Origin of the sequence: Streptomyces sp. NBC_01235 (assembly GCF_035989285.1) — a bacterium.
Classification (GTDB): Bacteria; Actinomycetota; Actinomycetes; order Streptomycetales; family Streptomycetaceae; genus Streptomyces.
This window is the reverse complement of record NZ_CP108513.1, coordinates 4671106-4692754: the sequence shown is the minus strand read 5'-3', so window position 1 is coordinate 4692754 and position 21649 is coordinate 4671106. Positions and strand designations below refer to the sequence as shown.

Below are 21649 nucleotides of genomic sequence, written 5' to 3'. Positions count from 1 at the left end.
CGTCAAGTCAGACGCACGACGGGCCCCTAGGGTTACCTACTTGGCGCACTGGACCTTGTCCGCCGTGGACTTCTGGACCGTGTCCGGCACCTTTGTCGCCGCCGTGAGCGAAACGCCCGCGCCCTTGAAGTCCTTGCCCAGCGTCAGTGTCATCGTCGGCAGACCCTGGGAGTTCTCGACGCTCTTGCCCGGCTTCAGAGCGGTGCCGGGCAGCCCCATGATGGCGGCGAGCTTGCGTGCCTGGTCGGCCTGGTCGGGCGCGTACTCGAGCGTCGTCTTCGCCAGTTGGGCGGGAGCGTTGCCCGCGTTCTCGGACTTCGTCACGCCCTCATCATTCTGCAGCCAGTTAAGAGTCTCCTGTGCGCTGCCGGCGGGCGCACCGCCGTTCATGACCTGCACCCGCACCGCGGAGGCGGCGGACTGGGTGCCCTTCAGACGGGCCGCCGCGGCCGTGGCCGCCGCGTCCTTCGACGCCGCCGCCTTCTCCTTCACCTCGGTGAACGAGACATCGTCCTTGATCATCTGGAAGACGGTGGGTGCCGTCGATCTGTCGAGGACGACGGTGGCCTTGACCTTCTCGGCAGGGTTGTCGACGACCGGCACGGTGGTGAAGGTCAGGTTCTTGACGTTGAGCTTGCCCAGCTCCAGACCCAGGTCCTTCAGCTTGTTGATGCTGTCGAGCTGGGAGTCGACGGTCAGCGCCTTCGTGCCCGCCTCCGCCAGCTTGATCATCTTGGTGGGGCTGCTGAGGGTGTCGTTCGACTTCAGCTTCCGCATCAGCGCGCTGAGGAACTGCTGCTGGAGCTGGATCCGGCTCAGGTCGCCGCCGAAGCCCACCGAGTGACGGGTGCGCACGAAGGCCAGCGCCTCCTCGCCCTGGATGAGGTGCGTGCCCTTCGACAGCTTCAGGTGCGAGTCGTCGTCGTCGATGTCCTTGGCCAGGCACACCTCGACGCCGCCGACCGCCGTGGTCAGCGTCTTCACCGCGTTGAAGTCGGCGACCATGAAGTTGTCCGCCTGGATCCCGGTCAGCTCGGTGACCGTGCGCACGGTGCAGCTCGGTGTGCGCTCGTCCTGCCCGAGGCTGGTGTTGAACCGGACGCCGTCGGTGCCCTTGATGACCTTGGTGGAGCCGTCCGCCTGCTTGGTCTGGCAGTCCGGGACGTTCACGATCAGGTCGCGCGGGATGCTGAGCGCGGTCGCGTTCGTCCGGTCCTTGGAGACGTGCAGCAGGATCGTGGTGTCCGCGTGGCCCACGCTGCCGGAGTCGCCGTAGCCCTCGTTGCCCGAACCGGTGCGCTTGTCGGTGCCGATCACCAGCAGGTTGATCGCCTTGTCCTTGCTGAAGCCACCGGTGCTCGCGCCGTCGTCGGAGACGGACGTGATGTTGTCGTTGAGGTGCTGGAGATAGAGGTAGGCCGCGGCGGCCGTACCCACCAGGACGAAGGCCATGATCCCGCCGGTCCACAGCAGGATCTTCTTCGCCCTCGACTTCTTCTTCACCGGCCGGCGTCCGCGCCGGTTCGTCGCAGCCTCCTCCGGCACACCCCGGCGCCGGCGCTGACCCGGCACCTCCGGTCCCGGCGCCTTTCCGGGCGACGGCGACGTCGTGTCCCGCCCGGGCGCCGCCGTACGGCCGCGCACCGAGTCCCCGCGCCCGCCACCGCCGGTTTGGCCGGAGGCGGGTCTGCGCGGCCCGGGCACCGCCGACTGCGGTCCGGAAGGACTCAGTCGCAGTTCGTATTCGCCGGTGTTCGGATTGAGCACCCACTGGTCTGCGGGATCGATGTTGTCCGCCCGCCCACGGCCTTGCGCGTCCACGGTTGTCCGAATCCTCCGTCGGGGCCACGCGGCGCCTTTCCCCCCTCAAGGCGCTCGGGTCTCGGTCACACGGTGCGCGACGCCAGGAAGGACCTCGCGGCCGGGTGCACCGGATCGCTCACACTATCCGCCCAGTTCAGCGTCGAGCGACGGCCGTGACAAATTCCACGCCCCTACAAGCGGGCAATCCGCCCCATTTCTTTGAACTCGTGTTCCCGGAAGAGCTCGGCTTGGCAAGCGCTTTACCCGCAGCTGTCCTCGGCGGCGGTGTTTCCTCGGAACGTCGGAGCGGGCGGGGTGGGCGAAACCGCACCGTAAGCCGCACGGTTCACGACCCATGGCCGGTACGGTCCGTAGTCGCCCGACTCCGAAGAGCGGGATTTCGTGGGAACTTCCTTGGAAACCACCACCGGCGCGTCCGTCCGCAGCCGCTCGAAGAGTTTCTCCGCCTCAGGCTCCACGAGTTGGTCGCGATTGGCGTTGTAGATGTACGACTCCCGTGGAACGGTCAGGAATTGCACATGTTCGGTGGGAATGTCCCGCAAACCGCGCACGAGTTCGTACAGTCCGCGAAGACTCGCCAGATCCGGGTCGGTGGTGAGAGAGGACGTGGCCGCGTCCAGCACCGGATACAGCTTCACCGGGTTCAGCAGAACGTCATTGCTCTGGACCTTGTTGACGAGGGCCCCGAGGAACCGCTGCTGCCGTTCCATCCGGTCGGTGTCACTTCCGTCACCGAGAGACTTGCGGGCCCGCACATACCCGAGCGCCTGCTCCCCGTCGAGCGTGACCTTCCCGGCGGGCAGTCGCAGCTTGGCGGCCTTGTCGTCAATCGGCTCCTTGAGGCAGACCTCCACCCCGTCCACGGCATCGACCACATCCTTGAACCCGCTGAAGTCGACGACGACGTGATGATCGATCCGCACCCCCGTCAGCTTCTCCACCGTCCGGATCGTGCAGGCCGAACCCCCGGTCTGGAACGCGTGGTTGAACATGGCGAACATCGGCTCGGACCGCTTCCCGTCCGCCCGCAGACACGCCGGCACGTCCACCATCAGATCCCTGGGCAGTGACACGGCGGTGGCGCTACGTCGCCCCGCCGCCAGATGCAGCAGGATCGTCGTGTCCGACCGCTCGGTCCCGGAGTCCCGCCCGTACTCCTCGTTCCCCTCCCCGGCCCGCGAGTCGGACCCGATGAGCAGGATGTTCTGAGCGTCCTTGACCAACGAGGTCGGCCGCTCCTTCGCATACCGCGCAAGCTCCGCCGCGGCCGCGTCATCGGGCGTGATGTTCCCGTCGAGCTTCGTGTAGACGATCCACCCGGCCACCCCGACCCCCACGAAAACCACGGCCACGGCCCCCACGCCATACCGCACCCACCGCCGCCGACGCCGCTGCGACTGCCGAAACCACTGCCGCTGCCGCTGCCGCAAGGAGTACCTCACGTCCGATCCACCCCCTCCCGCCGTACGAGTGCGCAAGGCCGCACTTACGACGATGGCGCGAAGTGGGGCGCGGGGGTGGGTGGGGGTGAGCTGAACGGGTGAAGGGGGGTGCTTTTCGGGTGGGGTGGGACGGGGTGGGGGGTGTCGGCTCGGGGGTGCTTTGGGGGCGGGGGTCCGCCTTTCATCCGGGCGGTGCTTTGGGAGTGGGGGGCGGCTTGGTCCCGGCGGCGCTTTTTTGGGGGTGGGCGTCGGGCTCGGGGTGCTTTGTGGGGTGTGGGCGTCGGGCTCGGGGTGCTTTGTGGGGTGTGGGCGTCGGGCGCGGGGTGCTTTGTGGGGCGGGGCGTTGAGCTCGGGGGTGTCTTGTGTGTGGGGGGACGCATTCCAGCCCGGCGGTGCCTTGTGGGTCGGGGGTGCGTAGTTCCAGCCCGTGGGTGCCTCGTAGGGCGGGGTGCCTAGTTCCAGCCCGTCCGGCGTTTGAGGACGAGGCCCCTTCAGGGCCGAAGCGGGGGCCTGGGGGCGGCAGCCCCCAGCGAGGCCGGCACCGACGAACGGCGCCTCACCGACACCGGCGCCACCAACACCGGCACCTCACCAAGCCGTCGCAGACACCCGCTCGCTCTCGATCCGCTTGGCCAACGCCTCCTCGCCGGCCTGCTCCAGGTTCCGGCACAGCACCACGGACCCCCCGCTCGCCAACGGCGCGTACAACCCGGCGCTCAACCCCTCCCAGGTGTCGTACGCCAGCCCCGACAGCAGACGGGACCCGGGCCCCGTCAGCCCCAGCGCCGACGCCTCCGCCCGCGCCCGCTCCACGACCTCGGCGCCGGTGTACTCGCCCCCGGCCACGATCAGCGCGGGCTCCTCGGGGTCGACGGGGACGTACGGCACGAAGCGGTCGCCGAAGCTCGGGACGTTCACGGCGTAGTCGTCGTACCCCTCCGGAGGACCCGGCACGAACCGCCGGCCGAGCGGCGCCAGCGACAGCGCGTACCGCTCGCCCCGGCACGCCAGCCCCGCCTCGAACTGCCCGGGCCCGGCGACGACGAAGTCCGCCCGCGCCGGATCCCCGGCAACGTCCGCGACGACCCCCACCGACGAACACGCCAGCAGCCACACCGCCGTCTGCCAGTGCGCGGGCAGCAGCAGCGCGACGCGGTCGCCGGGCTCGGCGGACAGCCCGTCCTGGAGGAGGTTCGCGGTCTTGGCCACCCAGTTGGCGAAGGTGGCCACGGACAATTCGACCCGCTCGCCCGTGGCGTCGTCGTAGAAGGTCACCAGGGGGCGCGCGGGGTCCGCGGCGAGTGCGGAACGCAGCAGGTCGGCAGGGGTGCGATCGGTGGCAGTCACCCGCGCAAGCGTACGCGCCGCCCCGCCGCTGCAGTCGTCACGGGACCGTCCTGGAGCCCTCTTCGGGCCACCGGTTCGGCGGAACGCGTGCCGACGGCCCGTCAATTCCCCGATGGACAGAAATCTATGACTATGTCCAGGATCGGTGGCATGCGTGGATTGCTTGCTTCCTCGATCGGTGTCACCTGCGTGGCGGCTCTCGCCCTCCCGCTGACGCCGCCCGCCACCGCGGCGACGGTGCGACCGGCGCCGGCCGCAGAGGCGGCGCCCACCGGGACGACCAGGGCCACAAGCCCCGACACCCCACCGACACGATCCCTGCCCGACCTACCCGATCTACCCGACCTTCCGGGCAACACTCAGTCGCTGCCCCTCACCCCCCTCACCGGCGACCGCGCCCTCGGCGGCACCGGCGCCGGCCAGGGCCTGCCCCGGCGGGACGTACGCCACTTCTCCCTCCTCGGCGTCGTCTGGGACGACCCGGCCACCGAGCTCCACGGCCGCGTCCAGGTCCGCACCCGCCGGGCCGGCACCGGCGCCTGGTCCGGCTGGCAGGACGTCGACGCCCACAACGCCGACCACGGTGCCGACCCCGGCACGCCCGAGAGCACTTCGGGACGGGTCCGAGGCGCCACGGCCCCGCTCTGGGTCGGCGATTCCGACGGCGTCGAGATTCGCGTCCACCCGGACACGGAACGCCGTACGGAGGAGACGGCCCGAGGCCCCCGCACCCTTGCGGCCGCCGCCCCGCTCCCCTCCGGTATGCGCCTGGAACTGGTCGACCCGGGGGCAGCGCCGGGCGTGGCCCCCGGGGCAGCCGCCCCTGCCACCTTCGCGCACGTCCCCGCGGGCCCACCGCGGAGCCGAACGCTGTTCACCGAAACCGACCCAATGCCCGCACAACCCCCGCAACCGCAACCCGCCCCGGACGCAGCACCCGCGTCGAGGGCCGGCGTCCCGGCGACGAGGGCTGACGCACCCGCGACGACGACCAGGGCGACCGAGGCGACCAAGGCGGCCGAGGCCTCGGCCGCCAACGCCCCCCTCGCCCCTCTCGGCGCCACGGAGATCCCCGCCCTGGACCGCCCGGCCACCGAACGCGAGCTCTTCACCCTGCGCGCGGCCGAGTTGACGCCGGCCCAGCGGGCGAAGCCGTACATCGGCCCGCGCCCGAGCATCGTCACGCGTCGCGGCTGGGGCGCCGACGAGAGCCTGCGGGAGAGCGGCTTCCGCTACACGACGACGGTCAAGGCGGCGTTCGTGCACCACACGGCGTCGGGCAACAGCTACAAGTGCTCGCAGGTCCCGTCCGTCATCCGCGGTATCTACCGCTACCACGTCAAGAGCATGGGCTGGCGCGACATCGGCTACAACTTCCTCGTCGACAAGTGCGGCACCATCTACGAGGGCCGCGCCGGGGGAGTGGCGAAGCCGGTCCTCGGCGCCCACACCCTCGGGTTCAACACCAACAGCATGGGGATCGCCGTCCTCGGCACCTTCACCACCGCCAAGCCGAACTCCGCCACGGTCGCGGCCATCGCCCGACTGACGGCGTGGAAACTCGGTCTCTTCGGGGCGAATCCGAAAGGCAAGACATACCTGAAGTCCGGAGGTGGCAATCTCTACGGAAAGGGAAAGAACGTACGACTGAATGTGATCTCCGGTCACCGGGACGGGTTCGCCACGGAATGCCCGGGCAAGCAGCTCTACGGCAAGCTCGGCTCGGCCCGTTCGACCGCGGCGCGCTACCAGGGGCGCTGAGACGGGCGGTTCGGTCCGGGAACTCCGGGGTCTGGGGAGGCCCCGGAGGCCGCACGACCTGAACGGCTGGAGCGCACATCCAGAAGGGGGCACATTCAGCAGCCGTCGGGGGGACAGTCTCCTGGGACTGGGACGGAACACCAACGGCCTGGAAGTCGCCACACAACGGTCTGCATACACTGGCCGGTCGAAAGGCAGTTCGGCCGGTCCCGGCAGGAAGCAGAGACGACGGTGACAGAAGCGATCCTCCTGGTCGGCGGCAAGGGCACCCGGCTGCGCCCGCTCACGGTGCACACGCCCAAACCCATGGTCAGGGCGGCGGGGGTGCCGTTCCTCACGCACCAACTGGCGCGGGCGAGAGCGGCGGGCGTGGACCACATCGTCCTCGCGACGAGCTATCTGGCGGAGGTCTTCGAACCGTACTTCGGCGACGGCTCGGCACTGGGCCTGCACATCGAGTACGTGACGGAGGACGAACCCCTCGGCACCGGCGGCGCGATACGCAACGTGGCGTCCCGTCTCAACTCGGCCCCGGACGACCCGATTCTGGTCTTCAACGGCGACATCCTCACCGGCCTGGACATCGGACGACTGGTCGCCACGCACGAGACGACGCGAGCGGACGTCTCCCTCCACCTCACGAAGGTGACGGACCCCAGGGCCTACGGCCTGGTCCCCACGGACGAGACGGGCAAGGTCCTGGCGTTCCTGGAGAAGCCGCAGACCCCCGAGGAGATCGTCACCGACCAGATCAACGCGGGCGCGTACGTCTTCCGCCGCTCGGTCATCGACACGATCCCGCTGGGCCGCCCGGTGTCGGTGGAACGCGAGACGTTCCCCGACCTCCTCTCCGCCGGAGCCCACCTCCAGGGCATGGTCGACTCGACGTACTGGCTGGACCTGGGCACCCCGGCGGCCTTCGTCCGCGGCTCGGCGGACCTGGTCCTCGGCCGAGCCCCGTCTCCCGCGGTCCCCGGCCGCTGCGGAGACCGTCTGGTCCTCCCGACGGCCAGGGTCGCCCCCGACGCCAAGCTGACCGGCGGCACGGTGGTGGGCGAGGGCGCGTTCGTGGCGGAGGGCGCGAGGGTCTTCGGCTCGACGATCCTCCCCGGCGCCGTCATCGAGCCCGGCGCCGTCATCACCGACTCCCTCATCGGCACCCGGGCCCGCGTCGGCGAACGCTCCGTCCTCACCGGCACGGTCATCGGCGACGGCGCGATCGTCGGCCCCGACAACGAACTCCGCGAGGGCGCCAGGATCTGGTGCGACGCGAGAATCCCAGCGGGAGCGGTCCGATTCTCGTCGGACCAGTAGGGAACTTCAGCCCGTCCGGTGACAAGTTTCGAACGCCGGTAACTGCACCTCGGCCGGTCCGGCGGTTGAGGACGAGGCCCGTTCAGGGCCGATACGGGGGTCCAGGGGGCAGAGCCTCCTGGGGAGGGGACGGGTAGGGCGGCGGGGGCGAAACCCCTTCGACCCAAGCCCCTCGCAGAGCCGGCCCCTCACAACCTCCCGATATCCCCCCGAGGCATCCGCGGCGCCCGCCGAGGCGGCACCCGCCCACTCAACAAGATCAACCGAGCCGCCCGATGCCGCTGCCCCGCATACGGCTCCAGCAACTCCAGCATCACGGAATCGTCAGCCCCCCGATCCCCGGCCAACGCCCACCCCACGATCCCCGGCAGATGCAGATCCCCCACGGTCACCGCATCCGCCGCCCCATGACTCCGCTGCACGGTCTCCGCCGATGTCCACGGCCCGATCCCCGGCACAACCTCCAGCCGAGCCTGCGCAAGCGGCGGAGGCATCCCCACCGCCTCCTCCAATCGCCGGGCCACCCGAACAGCCCGCAGAATCGTCGAAGCCCGCTTGTTGTCGACCCCCGCCCGATGCCACTCCCACGACGGAATCAACGCCCACGTCCGAGGCGTCGGCATCACCCACAGCCGCCCACCCGCCGCAGGCCCCGGCGCCGGCTCCCCGAACTTCCGCACCAGCAACCGCCACGCCCGATACGCCTCGTCGGTCGTGACCTTCTGCTCCAGCACAGACGGGATCAACGACTCCAGCACCAGGCCTGTCCGCGTCAGCCGCAACCCCGGCCGCCGATGCCGGGCCGTCGCCACCACCCGGTGCCGAGGCACGAACGCCTCCGGCGCATCCGCGGCCCCGAGCATCTCCGGCAACTGCTCCAGCAGCCACTCGGCCCCCGGCCCCCACGCCTCCCCGCGCACCGCGCCGCCCGCCGCGGCGACCCGCAGTGTCCCCGGCCCGGCAGGGGTGAGGCTGGCCCGCCACACGGATCCGTCCGGCATCGCCCGGAACGTCGGATCACCCGGCCCGCGCCTGAGCGGCCCGAGTACCAGCCCGAGATCGACCGGCCCCTCCGGGACGTACTCCCGCACCCGCCCCGAGCCCGCCACCGAACCCTGCCGCGGCACCCCGTCGGGCCCCCCACCAGGCACGCCGACATGCCCGCCGCGCACGGTCGTACGCGTGGGCCGGGGAGAGAACCGTCCTGCCACGAATGAAGTCCCGGGTCGACGAAAGGGCTGCTAAGAGACTAGGCGCACCACACGCACGCCACCGCACCACACCTCACGGAAGACGCCAAACGCCAAACGCGAAGCACTCAGACATCTGACGCCAGCCACCAAAACGTCAGCCGCCAGCCACCAAACGCCAGCCGTCAGCCACCAAAACGCCAGCCGTCAGCCACCCAACGTCAGCCACCCAACGTCAGCCGTCAGCCGTCAGCCACCCAACGTCAGCCGTCAGCCGTCAAACGTCCGACATCAAACGTCACCGCACCTCGACAAAGTCCCCCACCTCCCGCTCCCCTCGAGCCCGAGGTTCCTCAGCCGCGTGCCCGACCGCCACCGCGCCCATCGGATCCCACCCCTCCGGCAGCTCCAGTACTTCCCGCACCACGTCACGGCAGAACATCGTCGACGACACCCACGCGGACCCCAGCCGCTCCCCGGCCAGCGCGACCAGGAAGTTCTGCACACCGGCCCCGGCCGCGACCACGAACATCTCCCGCTCGGCAGCGTCCCGCCGCGCGTCCCCGTAGGTGTGCGAGCCGTCCATCACCAGGCACGGCACCACCAGATAGGGCGCGTTGCGCAGGACGTCCCCCCGCCGCACCCGCTTGGCGATGGACTCCTCGGACTTCCCGTCCCGCCGCAGATCCGTGATCCACGCGTCCCGCATGGCGTCCAGCAGCCGAACCCTCGACTCCTCCGACTCCAGCAGCACGAACCGCCACGGTGTCGTGTGATGCGGCGCCGGCGCCGTGACGGCCGCCGCCACTGCTCTCCGTACCGCTCCGGGGTCGACCGGCTCGTCGGTGAAGGTGCGCACGGTCCGCCGCTGAGTGACCGCCAGCCGCACGGCCTCGGACGTCCCGAGCCGGAACATGTCGTCGCGCGCCACCCGCACCATGGACCGCGCGCCCTCCGCCTCCCCGTCGTCCTCGGTCACGACGACATGCCCCAGCCCCCGCACCACAGCCACGGGCAGCCCGGCCGCCTTCCCCTTCACCAGGTCCCCCGCGGCGGCCAGCTCGTCCGCCGTGGCGACGACCGTCGCGCTCAGTGGATTGCCGTACGAGTCCGTGCCCCCGCGCAGATCGTCCAGCACCCGTACTCCGGCGGCGCCGATCGCCACATCCGTCAGCCCCGCGCGCCACGGACGCCCGAAGGTGTCGGTGACGACGACCCCGACGTCGACGCCGAGCTCGTCCCGCAGCCCGTCCCGCACCGCCCGCGCCGAAGCGTCCGGGTCCTCGGGCAGCAACAGCACAGTCCCAGAAGGGGTGTTGGAGGCGTCCACGCCCGCTGCGGCCATCACCAGTCCCTGCCGGTTCTCGACGATCCGCAGCGCCCCGCGCCGGGCCACGACCCGTACGGTCTCGGCGTCGATGGCGGCCTCCCGGTCCTCCGCCCGGACGACCCGCCCCTCCGCCTTGGAGACGACCTTCGAAGTGACGAGCAGCACGTCCCCGTCGACGAGCCCCGGCTCGGCGGCGGCGATCAGCTTGGCCAGGTCGTCCCCGGCCTGCACCTCGGGCAGCCCGCCCACGGCCCAGACCCGGTAACCGTTCTCGACGGATCCGCTCATGCCCCCCGCACCTCCTCCGCCAGCTTCAACGCCTCCCGAGCCATCTGCGCGGTCGCGTCGAGGTCGCTCATCATCAGCGGAACGGCCCGGCACCGGATCCCGGCCGCCTCGACCCGCTCCACCGTGCCCGCGTCCACGGTGTCGACGAGCCAGCCGTCGAGCAGTCCCGGGCCGTAGTGCTCGGCCACCGCCGCGGCCGTCGACTCCACGCCGACCGCCGCGAGCACCTTGTCGGCCATGCCGCGTACCGGAGCGTCCCCGACGATGGGGGACAGGCCCACCACCGGCACTCCGGCCTCGGCGATCGCCTCGCGGATGCCGGGCACGGCGAGGATCGTGCCGACGGAGACGACCGGGTTCGACGGCGGGAAGAGCACCACGTCCGCCTCCGCGATCGCCTCCAGCACCCCGGGCGCGGGCTTCGCCTGTTCGGCGCCGACGGGCACGACCGCCTCAGCCGGCACCGACGCCCTCAGCCGCACCCAGTACTCCTGGAAGTGCACGGCCTTGCGCTCACCGTCGACCTCGACGGCCACATGCGTCTCGACACGATCGTCCGTCATCGGGATCAACCGCACCCCCGGCTTCCACCGGTCGCACAGCGCCTCGGTCACCGCGCTCAGCGGATACCCGGCGCCGATCATCTGCGTCCGCACGATGTGCGTGGCGAAGTCCCGGTCGCCCAGCCCGAACCATCCGGGACCGGCGCCGTACGCCGCGAGCTCCTCCTTCAGGTGGAAGGTCTCCTCGGCCCGACCCCAGCCCTGTTCCTCGTTGATGCCGCCGCCGAGCGTGTACATCACCGTGTCGAGGTCCGGGCAGACCTTCAGCCCGAAGAGATGGATGTCGTCGCCGGTGTTGCCGATGACGGTGATGTCCGCGTCCGGCACGGCCTGCCTCAGACCGCGCAGGAACCGGGCACCGCCGATGCCGCCTGCCAGAACCACAATGCGCATGAGAGCAAGTCTTGCAGGCGGCTACGACACCGCGACGGCCGGTTGTGGACAACCGCCCCCTTGTGGACAACCCGCTCACCCGTAAGAGCAGAGGGTGGCCGTCACGGCGCTGTCCGCCGGAGCTCTACGCGCTGACGGCGTCCGCCTGTTCGTGGGAGTCGAGGGCCGCGCACGCGGTGTGCATGGGCATCTCCGTCAGGCCGGGGAAGTACACGTGCAGGCTCACCGCCGACTCCAGCGCGTCGTTGACGACCTCGTGCACGTACCCCGGCGCGAACACCCGCTGCGCCCCCGCCCCCAGCGCCCGCTTGCCGCGTTCGGTGCGCTCGGTCAGCTCGCCGTCCAGGACGGTGACGACACCGGAGGAGGGGCCGTGGTCGTGCAGCCCGCTGCCCTGGCCGGGCACCCAGGACAGCAGCCACACCTCGTAGCCGGGTCCGGTGCGCAGCCGGTGGTACCAGCGGGTCGTGGCGTCGTACCGGACCAGGTGCTCCCACTGGGCACGGTCGGCGGCGATGGAGCGGGCCAGGCCGGCGAACTCGGCGACGGTGGCCGGGTGCTCGCGCGGTGCCTGGAGGAGGTGCGGGACTTCGAGGATGTCGCCCGCGATCTGGAGGTCGCTGTCGCTGTTCATGGGGTGCGGTGGTTCCTCGGCGGAAGAGGCGGAAGGAGTGGGGGCCGACCTGGGTGTCGTGTACCGTCCGCCCGGATCACGGGTGGAGCGGGGACGCCTGGTGCGGGCCAAGGGGAGACAGCAGCCGAGTCGCGGTGGACTCAGGAGGAGCAGCCGGAGCGCGGTTGGCTCAACAGCTGGAACAACGACAACAGCTACAGCGAGCGCGGGCAGCACCGTGGGACCCGGCGGAGCCGGTCGAGGTGAGTGCCAAGTTCGCGAGCATGCCCACAAGGACAGCGGTTCACACCTTCACTGTCAACTCGACGCCCGGTATGTGGGACATGGTTCACCTCATCCGGTCCATCTGCGAGGTGAAAGGTTTGTGCACGCACCCTTCGGGACACATGGCGCACAAGCCGGGCGCGCAAGCCTCGTGGCGATTTCGTGATCCGACTGTGGTCCGGTTCGCTTCCGCGCGCGTGCCGCAACGGGATCGAACCTCTGGGCGTCCTACCTCGTACAAGCGCTGTGCGGGGCCGGTGGTCCTCCGGGGCTTCATCTGCTTGTCAAGGTTTATGGCGATTTGAACACTTACTGCATGGCCTTGGTTCCGCAGAGTGAATAAGGGGCCCAATAGCAGATCTCGGCTTGACTCGCCCGGAGCAGCACACTTGTAATTTCACTCGTGTCGTTCAGCCGAAATCGGTAACGGCCAGGTCACGGGGACGCGAAAGACAGAGCGAGGGGCGCACATGACCGAGCTGGTGCAGCAACTGCTGGTCGACGTCGACGACGCGGACGAGGAACTCGGCTGGCAGGAGCGCGCGCTGTGCGCCCAGACCGATCCCGAGTCCTTCTTCCCCGAGAAGGGCGGCTCCACCCGCGAGGCCAAGAAGGTCTGCCTCGCCTGCGAGGTCCGCTCCGAATGCCTCGAGTACGCCCTCTCCAACGACGAGAGATTCGGCATCTGGGGCGGTCTGTCCGAGCGGGAGCGCCGTCGGCTGAAGAAGGCGGCGGTCTGAGAACCGCCCGCTCCACAGAGGTACACGCGCATCATGAGGTGCACGCACGACAGAGGTACCTGCACAAAGGTGCATCCGCACAGGCCCCACGGCCCGTTGCAGGTGGGTTGTCCACAGGCGGCGGGCCGTCGTCCTGCCCAGCCGATAGTGTGGGCGCTCGTCCGAGACACCCCGCCGCTCCCACGCGGCGCAGGCGTCCACCGCAGTCCAGCGAACCGGGGCCCGTACCTCGATGTCCGTGCACAGCCACACGGCAGCCCATCAAGACAGCGCTGCCACACCTGAGTTCCCGCGTCATGTAGTGACCGCGGTGATCGTCTCCCACGACGGTGCCCGCTGGCTGCCCGACGCGCTCGCCGGGCTGCTCGGTCAGGAGCGCCCCGTCCAGTCCGTCATGGCCGCCGACACCGGCAGCTCGGACGCCTCCGCGCAGCTGGTCGCCGACGCCCTCGGTGACGACCGCGTCCTGCACCTCGCCCGGCGCACAGGTTTCGGCCAGGCCGTCGAGGAGGCCAACCGCACGGCCCCGGTCCTCACCCCCGAGGAACTGCCGTACCTGAAGCGCCCCAGCGGCTGGGACCCCGTCACGCGCACGTGGCGCGACGACGCCTACGACCTGCCGGAGCTCCCGCACGGAGAGCCCGTCCAGTGGCTGTGGCTGCTGCACGACGACTGCGCCCCCGAACCGCACGCGCTGGCGGAACTGCTGCGCGTGGTGGAGAACGAACTCGAACTCGGCCGTGACGACGTGGCGGTCGTCGGCCCCAAGCTCCGCGGCTGGTACGACCGCCGCCAGCTCCTCGAGGTCGGCGTCACCATCGCCCACTCCGGCCGCCGCTGGACCGGCCTGGACCGCCGAGAACAGGACCAGGGCCAGCACGACCACGTCCGGTCCGTGCTGTCCGTGTCCACCGCCGGCATGCTGATCCGCCGCGACGTCTTCGAACAGCTCGGCGGCTTCGACCGCCGTCTGCCCCTGATGCGCGACGACGTCGACCTGTGCTGGCGCGCGCAGGCCGCCGGGCACCGCGTCCTCATCGCCCCCGAGGCCGTCGTACGGCACGCCGAGGCCGCCTCCCGGGAGCGCCGCACCGTCGACTGCGTGGGCCGCACCAGCGCCTCCCCGCACAAGGTCGACAAGGCCGGCGCCGTCTACACCCTCCTCGTCAACAGCCGCACGGCCCTGCTGCCCTGGATCCTGGTGCGCCTGGTCCTAGGCACGCTGCTTCGCACGGTCGCCTACCTCGTCGGCAAGGTCCCCGGGCAGGCCGTCGACGAGATCCGCGGCCTGCTGGGCACCCTGCTGCGACCCGAGCGGATCATCGCCGGGCGGCGCAGCCGCGGGAAGCCGACGGTCGACAAGGACGAACTGCGTCCTCTGTTCCCGCCGCCGGGCGCGACCGTGCGGGCCACCGTCGAACAGGTCGCCGGAGACCTCTTCGGCTCCTCCGACCCCGAGGCCACCTCCGGCGCGGGCCGGCACGGCGGCGCCGTCGAGTCCGGACCCGGCGGCGACGACGCCGACTTCCTGGAGATCGAGCAGTTCGCCCGCCTCAAGCGCGTCGCCCGCAAACCCGGGCCGGTGCTCTTCCTGGTCCTTCTGCTGGTCTCCCTTGTCGCCTGCCGCAACCTCCTCGGCGGCGGCGCGCTCGCGGGCGGCGCCCTGCTGCCCGCCCCGGCCGACGCCTCCGAGCTGTGGTCGCGCTACCTCGACGCCTGGCATCCGGTCGGCGCGGGCGGCACCCCGGCCGCCCCGCCCTACCTCGCGATGATCGCGGCGCTGGCCACCCTGCTGCTCGGCTCGACCGGCCTCGCCCTCACCGTGCTGCTCGTCTGCTCGGTGCCACTGGCCGGCTTCACCGCCTACTTCGCCTCCCGTCCGCTCGTCGAATCGCGCCTCCTGCGCGCGTGGGCGGCCGTCGTCTACGCCTTCCTGCCCGCCGCCACCGGCGCCCTCGCGGGCGGCCGTGTCGGCACCGCCGTCCTGGCCGTCCTGCTGCCGCTCATCGCCCGCGCGGGCGTCGCCGCGAGCGGCCTGACGCATGCCTCCGGCGCCCGCGGCAGCTGGCGAGCGACCTGGGCGTACGCGCTGCTGCTGACGATCACCACCGCGTTCACACCGATCGTCTGGCCCATCGCCCTCGTCCTCGGCCTCGCGGTCCTGGCCGTGCGCCGCCGCGAGATCACCGCCTACGGCCTGCGCTTCCTGGCCCAGCTGGGCACACCCCTGCTGATCCTCGCGCCCTGGTCGCTGTCCCTGCTGCCGTTCGGCTTCTTCACCCAGGCGGGCCTCGACTACGGCCCGTCGACCGCCACCGCGCTCGAGCTGCTAGGCGCCAGTCCCGGCGGCCCCGGCACCGTCGACGGCCTGATGCTCATCGGCATCGTGCTGGCCGCGCTGGCCGCCCTGCTGCGCTCCGAGCGCCACTTCGGAGTCTGGGCGGCCTGGGCGGTCGCCCTGGTGGGCCTCGTCTTCGCGGTCCTGTCCAACAGCTCCACCTGGGCCGGCCCCGCCACCCTCGTCTACGGCATCGCCCTCCTCGCCGCCGCCGTCATCGGCGCCGACGGGGCACGCACCCGTGTCGCCGAGCAGAGCTTCGGCTGGCGCCAGCCGGTCGCCGTCCTCATCGCCTTCGCCTCGGCCGCGGGCCCGCTGCTCGTCGCCGCCGGCTGGATGATCGGCGGCGCCGACGGCCCCCTGGAGCGCCGCGACCCCGTACAGGTGCCCGCGTTCGTCGCCGAGGAGGCCGGCAACCGCGACCAGGCCCGCACCCTCGTCCTCGACAGCGACTCCACCGCCCACGTCGGCTACATGCTGGTCCGCGGCTCCGGCGCCCGCCTCGGCGACGCCGAACTCGCCGCGGCCGACGGAGAGAACAAGCAGCTCGACAAGATCGTCGCCAACCTCGTCGCCGGCTCCGGCGCCGACCAGGCCGACCAGCTCGGCAAGTTCGCCGTGGGCTACCTCCTCGTCCACAAGGGCGCCCCCCGCGAGGTCACCCGTGTCCTGGACGCCACCCCCGGCCTGAAACGGCTCAGCCAGCAGGACGGCAGCGCCCTGTGGCGGGTCGACCAGGAGGTCTCCCGCGCGGCCGTCGTCGCCGACTCCGGCAAGGGCGCGGTAACCCCGGTCGCCGCGGGCCCCGTTGACATCCACACCACCGTCCCCGACGGTTCCGGCAACCGCGTCCTGCGCCTGGCCGACGCCGCCGCCGACGGCTGGACGGCCACCCTCGACGGCAAGCCGCTCACCCCCACCACCGTCGACGGCTGGGCCCAGGGCTTCGAACTCCCCGCCTCCGGCGGGAAACTGGACGTCACCTACGACGACCCGTTCACCCACACCGCCTGGCTGTGGGCGCAGGGCTTCCTCGCCCTCGTCCTGGTCGTCCTCGCCCTCCCCGGCCGCCGCCGCGATGTCGACGACGACCTCCCCGAGGAGGAGCCGATCCCCGCCCAGGCCACCGAGGGCGAGGGCCGCCGAGCCCGCCGCCTGCGCGCCCAGGCCGAAGCCGAGACGGAGACCGAAGAGCCCGGCCAGGGCGGGGAGTTCCCCGCTCCTGTGCAGGAGGAGCAGGTACCCGTCGCGGTCCCGCAGCAGCAGGGCTACGGCGAGTGGGACCAGGCGAGCTACCAGGGCGCCGAGTACGGCGGTTACACGGGCGAGCAGTACCAGAACACCCAGCAGTACCCGGCGGGCGGCTACGACCAGCAGTCCTACGACCCCTACCAGGCCGGCCACTACGACCCGTACTCCTACGACGGCCAGGCCCAGCAGGCGCCGTACGACCCGAACTACCAGCAGCAGGGCTACGACCCGACGGCCTACGGCCAGGGCGGCTACGACCCCGCCTACGACCCGGCCGAGCACCCCCACGGCACCGGCAGTGAGCGCCCCGACGGGAGCCAGCAGTGAACCGCACCACCTTGTCCCTGATCGCCGGCACGGCCGCACTCGCCGCCGTCACGGGGTTCGCCACGCTCAGCCAGCCGGACGCCGCCGGCCCGGACGCCGCCAAGGCGGCCGCCGAACTGCCCGTGGAGCGCACCAGCCTGCTGTGCCCCTCGCCCAGCACCTCCGACCTCGCCGAGACGTCGTACACGTCGTTCACGCCTGTCACCAAGGGCACGAGCGGCGACGGCTCGGCCGAACTCGAGGCCGCCACCGAGAAGTCGGCGGACGCCGCGGGCAACGCGCCGAGCGGCAAGGCGAGTGGCAAGGCGAGCGCCAAGAAGAAGACGGCCGCGAAGCCCGTCGTCACGCCCAAGGCGCCCGGCACCCCGGCCGTCGGCGACACCACGGGTGGCGCCGCGCCCGCGCTCCTGGGCACCGCCGAGGGGAAGTTCGCGCCCGGCTGGACCGTCCAGGAGACCACGGAGGTCGCCGCCGGCAGCGGCCGCGGCCTGCAGGGCGTCAGCTGCACCGCGCCGGACACCGAGTTCTGGTTCCCGGGCGTCAGCACGCTCGCCGACCGCACGGACTACGTCCACCTCACCAACCCGGACGACTCCGCCGCCGTCGTCGACCTCGAGCTCCATGGCAAGGCCGGCGCCCTCGCCACCACGGTGGGGGAGGGCATCACGGTCCCGGCACACTCCAGTGAGCCGATCCTGCTGTCCACGCTCACCGCCGAGAAGCAGGAGGACCTCACGGTCCACGTCAACGTCCGCAGCGGCCGCGTGGGGGCCGCCGTACAGGCCCTGGACGAGAAGCTCGGCGGCGACTGGCTGGCCGCCTCCACCGACCCGGCGGGCAGCCAGGTCATCCCCGGCATCCCCAAGGACGCCACGGCCGTCCGTCTCGTCGCCTACGCGCCGGGTGAGGCCGACGCCGACCTGAAGGTCCAACTCGCCTCCCCCTCAGGGCTGATCACACCCGCCGGACACGAGACGCTGCACATCAAGGCGGGCATGACGACCTCGGTCGACCTCGGCGACGTCACGCGCGGGGAGGCGGGTTCCCTGGTGCTGACCCCGACGGGCTCGTCGGTGCCCGTCGTCGCGGCCGTACGGGTCCTGCGCGGCAAGGGCGACAAGCAGGAGTCGGCGTTCATCCCCGCCACCGCGCCCGTCGGCACGCGCGCGACCGTCGCCGACAACAGCGCCAAGGGCTCCACCCTCTCCCTGACGGCCCCCAAGGGCACCGCCAAGGTCAAGGTCACCGCGTCCGCGGGCAGCGGCGGGGGCACGGCCGTGTCCAAGACGTACACGGTCAGGGCCGGTACCACCCAGAACGTCGAACTCCCCGTCCCCACCGGCCTGAAGGGCACCTACGCGCTGACCGTGGAACCCCTCACGGACACCCCCGTCTACGCCTCGCGCACCCTGGCGGTCACGCAGGAGGGCGTCCCCGGCTTCACGATCCAGACTCTGCCGGACGACCGGGGCACGGTGGCCGTACCGCAGGCCGACGAGGACGTCGCGGTGCTGCAGAAGTAGGCAGCGGAAGTGAGCAGCACGGGCAAGCAGGAGTCGGCGGACACCGCGGTGAGCCGAAAGGGCTGCGGAGGTACCCCGGAAGAGGGGCGGAGGAGGGGCACAGGGGCGGGCGGCGCTCAGTCCTCGCCGTAGCGCGGATCCACCGTCTCGGGAGTCAGCCCCAGCAGCTCCGCGACCTGCTCCACGACCACCTCGTGCACCAACGCGGCCCGCTCGTCACGCCCCTTGGTGCGGATCTCCACCGGTCGCCGGTAGACGACGACGCGCGCCCGCCGCCCCTCGCGCGCGGGAACCGCCCCGCCCAACGGGACGGCCTCGTCGTTCCACGGCTCCGGGGTCGCGTCCAGGCGTGGCACCTCCAGCACCATGAAGTCGATGTCGGCGAGCTGTGGCCACCGCCGCTCCAGCCGCTCCACGGAGTCCTGCACGAGATCGGCGAACACGTCCGCACGGCTGGCGGCCAACGGCACCTGGGGCGGCGCGATCGGCCCCCGCATACCCCGGCCGTGGCGATCACGACGACGGGGGCCGGGGCCTGCGGCGGGGGGCGGTACGGGGCTGTCCATCACTACTGAAGCGTAGTCCCCGCCGCGACCCGGTGCCCGGCACCGCACGGCATACGGGCGGCCGTCGGCCGCCGTGCACCGCATGTCGGGGGATGACCATTCCAGCCAAGGTTGGGCTCGATTCCGTATCTCTCCCAGACCGGCGAACTCATGGCAATTGATGCCGTTTGTGCCGAGTGATGACGGCAGGTCGTGGTCTTCCTTCGTTTAATGGCTGGTGTTCGCGCAGGTCAGCGGGGTATGACTGGAGTGGCGCGTGGGGCGTTTCACAACACGACACGGTGGAGTGACCTGGTGGAGAGTCGTCGCGGCCCGCTCAAGAGTGCGGTACCGTCCAACGTCGTGAGCCCTGTACGTCGCTGTTCGCGAACCGCCTGCGGCCGACCCGCCGTCGCGACGCTGACGTACGTCTACGCCGACTCGACCGCGGTCCTCGGCCCGCTCGCCACCTACGCCGAACCCCACTGCTACGACCTGTGCGCCGAGCACTCCGAGCGCCTCACCGCCCCGCGCGGCTGGGAGGTCGTCCGGCTGCTCGACAGTTCGGCTCCCGCGCGGCCCAGCGGTGACGACCTGGAAGCGCTTGCCAACGCCGTCCGCGAGGCGGCCCGCCCGCAGCAACGCGCGGCCGGGGCCGGCGGCGGACGCACGGCGGACCCGATGGAGGTCGCACGCCGCGGCCACCTGCGGGTGCTGCGCTCACCGGACAACTGACCGGTAACCACCCCTCAGGTCCCCTCCCGTCCCGCACGGACCTACGCACACCCATTGACGTTCCGTTGTCGCGGACACGACCATTCCGTTCAGCCGTGAAACGAGACATCGCTTTCCGCATGACGGAAACGTGACCGGAAACGTGATCGGGATCGGGGGCGCCCGTGTACGTCCAGGAACGTGAACCCGTCGCCGGCTCGCTCGGCCTGTCCGCCCTCGTCGCGGCCCTGCCCCTCGTGATCGTCCTGGTCCTGCTCGGCGGCGTCCGCCTCAAAGCCCACCTGGCGGGCCTGACCGGCCTCCTGGCGGCCGTTCTGGTCGCCCGCCTCGCATACGGCATGCCCGTGGGCCAGACGCTCTCCAGCGCCGCCCAGGGAGCCGCCTTCGGGCTCTTCCCCATCCTGTGGATCGTCGTCAACGCCCTGTGGGTGTACCGGATGACCGTCCGCACCCGCCACTTCGACGTCCTGCGCCGCTCCTTCGGCCGCCTCTCCGACGACCCTCGCATCCAGGCTCTCGTCGTCGCCTTCTGCTTCGGCGCCCTCCTGGAGGCGCTCGCCGGGTTCGGCGCCCCCGTGGCGATCTGCTCGGTCATGCTCGTCGCCCTCGGCTTCGACCCCGTCCGCGCGGCCGTCGTCTCCCTCGTCGCCAACACCGCACCCGTCGCCTTCGGCGCCATGGGCACCCCCGTCGTGACACTGGCCCAGGTCACCGGCCTGCCGCTGGACACCGTGGCCTCCGTGGTGGGCCGTCAGACCCCGCTGCTCGCCCTCGTCGTACCGCTCGTCCTGGTCGGCCTGGTGGACGGCCGACGAGGCCTGCGCGAGACCTGGGTTCCGGCCCTGGCCTGCGGAACCGCCTTCGCCGTAGCCCAGTTCGCCGCCTCCAACTACGTCTCCGCCCAACTCGCCGACATCGGCGCCGCCTTGGCGGGCGCAGCCGCTCTGGTCGCCGTACCGCACGCGCGCGTGCCCGCCCCCGAAGCGGTGCGCGCGTCCGTGCTCACGGGCACGCGTACCGAGGAGTTGGACAAAAGGGACCCACGCGCCGAGACCGTGCGCGCCTACACCCCCTACGCGCTGATCGTCATCGTCTTCTCCGTGGCCCAGATCCCCGCGGTCAAGGACTGGCTCGCCCAGGCCACCCGGACCTACGACTGGCCCTTCCTGAACGTCGTGAACCCCGACGGGGCACCGGTCGGCGGCAACGTCTTCACCTGGCCCGTCGTCTCGACGGGCGGCACGCTCGTCCTGCTGGCCGGGATCGGCACCGCGGCCGTACTGGGCGTGCACGCGCGCGTGGCGCTGAAGGAATGGGCCGCGACAGTGCACGAGTTGAGGTACGCGATCCTCACCGTGACCTCCGTCCTGGCCCTCGCCTACGTCATGAACCTCTCCGGACAGGCCGCCACCATCGGCCACTTCGTGGCTGCGGCCGGCGCGGGCCTCGCCTTCCTGTCACCGGTACTGGGCTGGTTCGGCGTCGCCGTCTCCGGCTCGGACACCTCCGCCAACGCGCTCTTCGGCGCCCTCCAGGTCACCGCGGCCCGCGAGTCGGGCCTGTCCCCGGAACTGCTGGCCGCCGCCAACAGCTCGGGCGGCGTCCTCGGCAAGATGATCTCGCCACAGAACCTCACCATCGCCTGCGCCGCCGTCGGCCTCGCCGGCCGGGAGGGCGACCTGTTGCGCAAGGTGCTCCCGTGGAGCCTGGGACTGCTCCTGGTGATGTGCCTGATCGTCGTCGGCCAGAGCTCACCGGTGCTGGACTGGATGCTGCCCTAGCCACAGCTCCCACCTCGGACGACGGCCACACGACGGCTACACGGATACGTCCGCGGGTC

Annotated in this window: 15 protein-coding genes; 7 read left to right on the top strand and 8 right to left on the bottom strand. The window is 71.4% G+C overall.

Going from position 1 to position 21649, the window contains the following annotated elements; genetic code table 11:
- Nucleotides 1-36: 36 nt before the first annotated feature.
- From OG289_RS20660 to OG289_RS20650, 3 genes are all read right to left on the bottom strand, one after another.
- A complete protein-coding gene (locus OG289_RS20660; RefSeq protein ID WP_327315502.1) occupies nucleotides 37-1821 on the bottom strand; it encodes an LCP family protein in 1785 nt (594 codons plus the stop codon).
- A 242-nt stretch (nucleotides 1822-2063) separates the two neighbouring features.
- Nucleotides 2064-3266: an LCP family protein gene (locus OG289_RS20655; RefSeq protein ID WP_442818929.1), complete on the bottom strand. Its 1203-nt coding sequence runs from the start codon at nucleotides 3264-3266 to the stop codon at nucleotides 2064-2066.
- Nucleotides 3267-3854: 588 nt separating this feature from the next.
- Nucleotides 3855-4613 carry a TIGR03089 family protein gene (locus OG289_RS20650; protein ID WP_327315501.1) on the bottom strand — a complete coding sequence of 253 codons (759 nt, stop codon included), beginning with the start codon at nucleotides 4611-4613 and terminating at the stop codon, nucleotides 3855-3857.
- A 150-nt stretch (nucleotides 4614-4763) separates the two neighbouring features.
- Between OG289_RS20650 and OG289_RS20645 the strand changes: the two genes are divergently transcribed.
- Together OG289_RS20645 and OG289_RS20640 are read left to right on the top strand one after the other, a co-directional pair.
- Nucleotides 4764-6374: a peptidoglycan recognition protein family protein gene (locus tag OG289_RS20645; RefSeq protein ID WP_327315500.1), complete on the top strand. Its 1611-nt coding sequence runs from the start codon at nucleotides 4764-4766 to the stop codon at nucleotides 6372-6374.
- A 231-nt stretch (nucleotides 6375-6605) separates the two neighbouring features.
- The gene (locus OG289_RS20640; protein WP_327315499.1) at nucleotides 6606-7688 is read left to right on the top strand and encodes an NDP-sugar synthase; all 1083 of its coding nucleotides are present in this window, start codon (nucleotides 6606-6608) and stop codon (nucleotides 7686-7688) included.
- 188 nt (nucleotides 7689-7876) lie between these two features.
- On the opposite strand, the gene OG289_RS20635 is transcribed toward OG289_RS20640, so the two are convergent.
- From OG289_RS20635 to OG289_RS20620, 4 genes are all read right to left on the bottom strand, one after another.
- Complete coding sequence (locus tag OG289_RS20635; protein WP_327315498.1) at nucleotides 7877-8899, bottom strand: DNA-3-methyladenine glycosylase family protein; 1023 nt, start codon at nucleotides 8897-8899, stop codon at nucleotides 7877-7879.
- 277 nt (nucleotides 8900-9176) lie between these two features.
- The gene (locus tag OG289_RS20630; protein WP_327315497.1) at nucleotides 9177-10496 is read right to left on the bottom strand and encodes a coenzyme F420-0:L-glutamate ligase; all 1320 of its coding nucleotides are present in this window, start codon (nucleotides 10494-10496) and stop codon (nucleotides 9177-9179) included.
- Entirely contained in the window at nucleotides 10493-11452 is a 960-nt protein-coding gene (gene cofD, locus OG289_RS20625) for a 2-phospho-L-lactate transferase (protein WP_327315496.1), read from the bottom strand. The genes OG289_RS20630 and cofD overlap by 4 nt, the downstream gene beginning before the upstream one ends.
- A 124-nt stretch (nucleotides 11453-11576) precedes the next feature.
- The gene (locus OG289_RS20620; protein WP_327315495.1) at nucleotides 11577-12086 is read right to left on the bottom strand and encodes a cysteine dioxygenase; all 510 of its coding nucleotides are present in this window, start codon (nucleotides 12084-12086) and stop codon (nucleotides 11577-11579) included.
- Nucleotides 12087-12820: 734 nt separating this feature from the next.
- Between OG289_RS20620 and OG289_RS20615 the strand changes: the two genes are divergently transcribed.
- The 3 genes from OG289_RS20615 to OG289_RS20605 all read left to right on the top strand — a co-directional run bounded on the left by OG289_RS20615 (nucleotide 12821) and on the right by OG289_RS20605 (nucleotide 18529).
- On the top strand, nucleotides 12821-13090 hold the full coding sequence (locus tag OG289_RS20615) for a WhiB family transcriptional regulator (RefSeq protein WP_069768511.1): 270 nt from the start codon (nucleotides 12821-12823) through the stop codon (nucleotides 13088-13090).
- Between the two features lie 232 nt (nucleotides 13091-13322).
- Nucleotides 13323-17006 carry a glycosyltransferase family 2 protein gene (locus OG289_RS20610; RefSeq protein ID WP_327315494.1) on the top strand — a complete coding sequence of 1228 codons (3684 nt, stop codon included), beginning with the start codon at nucleotides 13323-13325 and terminating at the stop codon, nucleotides 17004-17006.
- Nucleotides 17003-18529, top strand: a complete 1527-nt coding sequence (locus OG289_RS20605; protein WP_327315493.1) for a DUF5719 family protein — start codon at nucleotides 17003-17005, stop codon at nucleotides 18527-18529. Before OG289_RS20610 ends, OG289_RS20605 begins: the two co-directional genes overlap by 4 nt.
- 116 nt (nucleotides 18530-18645) lie before the next feature.
- Here the strand turns inward: OG289_RS20605 and OG289_RS20600 are convergent, their stop codons facing one another.
- Entirely contained in the window at nucleotides 18646-19026 is a 381-nt protein-coding gene (locus tag OG289_RS20600; RefSeq protein WP_327315492.1) for a metallopeptidase family protein, read from the bottom strand.
- Between the two features lie 363 nt (nucleotides 19027-19389).
- On the opposite strand from OG289_RS20600, the gene OG289_RS20595 reads away from it, so the two are divergent.
- Both OG289_RS20595 and OG289_RS20590 read left to right on the top strand, forming a co-directional pair.
- A complete protein-coding gene (locus OG289_RS20595) occupies nucleotides 19390-19809 on the top strand; it encodes a DUF3499 domain-containing protein (protein WP_327315491.1) in 420 nt (139 codons plus the stop codon).
- A gap of 164 nt (nucleotides 19810-19973) precedes the next feature.
- Nucleotides 19974-21590, top strand: coding sequence for an L-lactate permease (locus OG289_RS20590; protein WP_327315490.1), 1617 nt, complete (start codon nucleotides 19974-19976; stop codon nucleotides 21588-21590).
- Nucleotides 21591-21649 lie beyond the last annotated feature (59 nt).

What these genes read in the sequence shown, in the direction of transcription:
- cofD (WP_327315496.1), bottom strand. Translation starts at nt 11,452, where the DNA reads ATGCGCATTGTGGTTCTGGCAGGCGGCATCGGCGGTGCCCGGTTCCTG.
- OG289_RS20620 (WP_327315495.1), bottom strand. Translation starts at nt 12,086, where the DNA reads ATGAACAGCGACAGCGACCTCCAGATCGCGGGCGACATCCTCGAAGTC.
- OG289_RS20615 (WP_069768511.1), top strand. Translation starts at nt 12,821, where the DNA reads ATGACCGAGCTGGTGCAGCAACTGCTGGTCGACGTCGACGACGCGGAC.
- OG289_RS20610 (WP_327315494.1), top strand. Translation starts at nt 13,323, where the DNA reads ATGTCCGTGCACAGCCACACGGCAGCCCATCAAGACAGCGCTGCCACA.
- OG289_RS20600 (WP_327315492.1), bottom strand. Translation starts at nt 19,026, where the DNA reads ATGCGGGGGCCGATCGCGCCGCCCCAGGTGCCGTTGGCCGCCAGCCGT.
- OG289_RS20630 (WP_327315497.1), bottom strand. Translation starts at nt 10,496, where the DNA reads ATGAGCGGATCCGTCGAGAACGGTTACCGGGTCTGGGCCGTGGGCGGG.
- OG289_RS20645 (WP_327315500.1), top strand. Translation starts at nt 4,764, where the DNA reads ATGCGTGGATTGCTTGCTTCCTCGATCGGTGTCACCTGCGTGGCGGCT.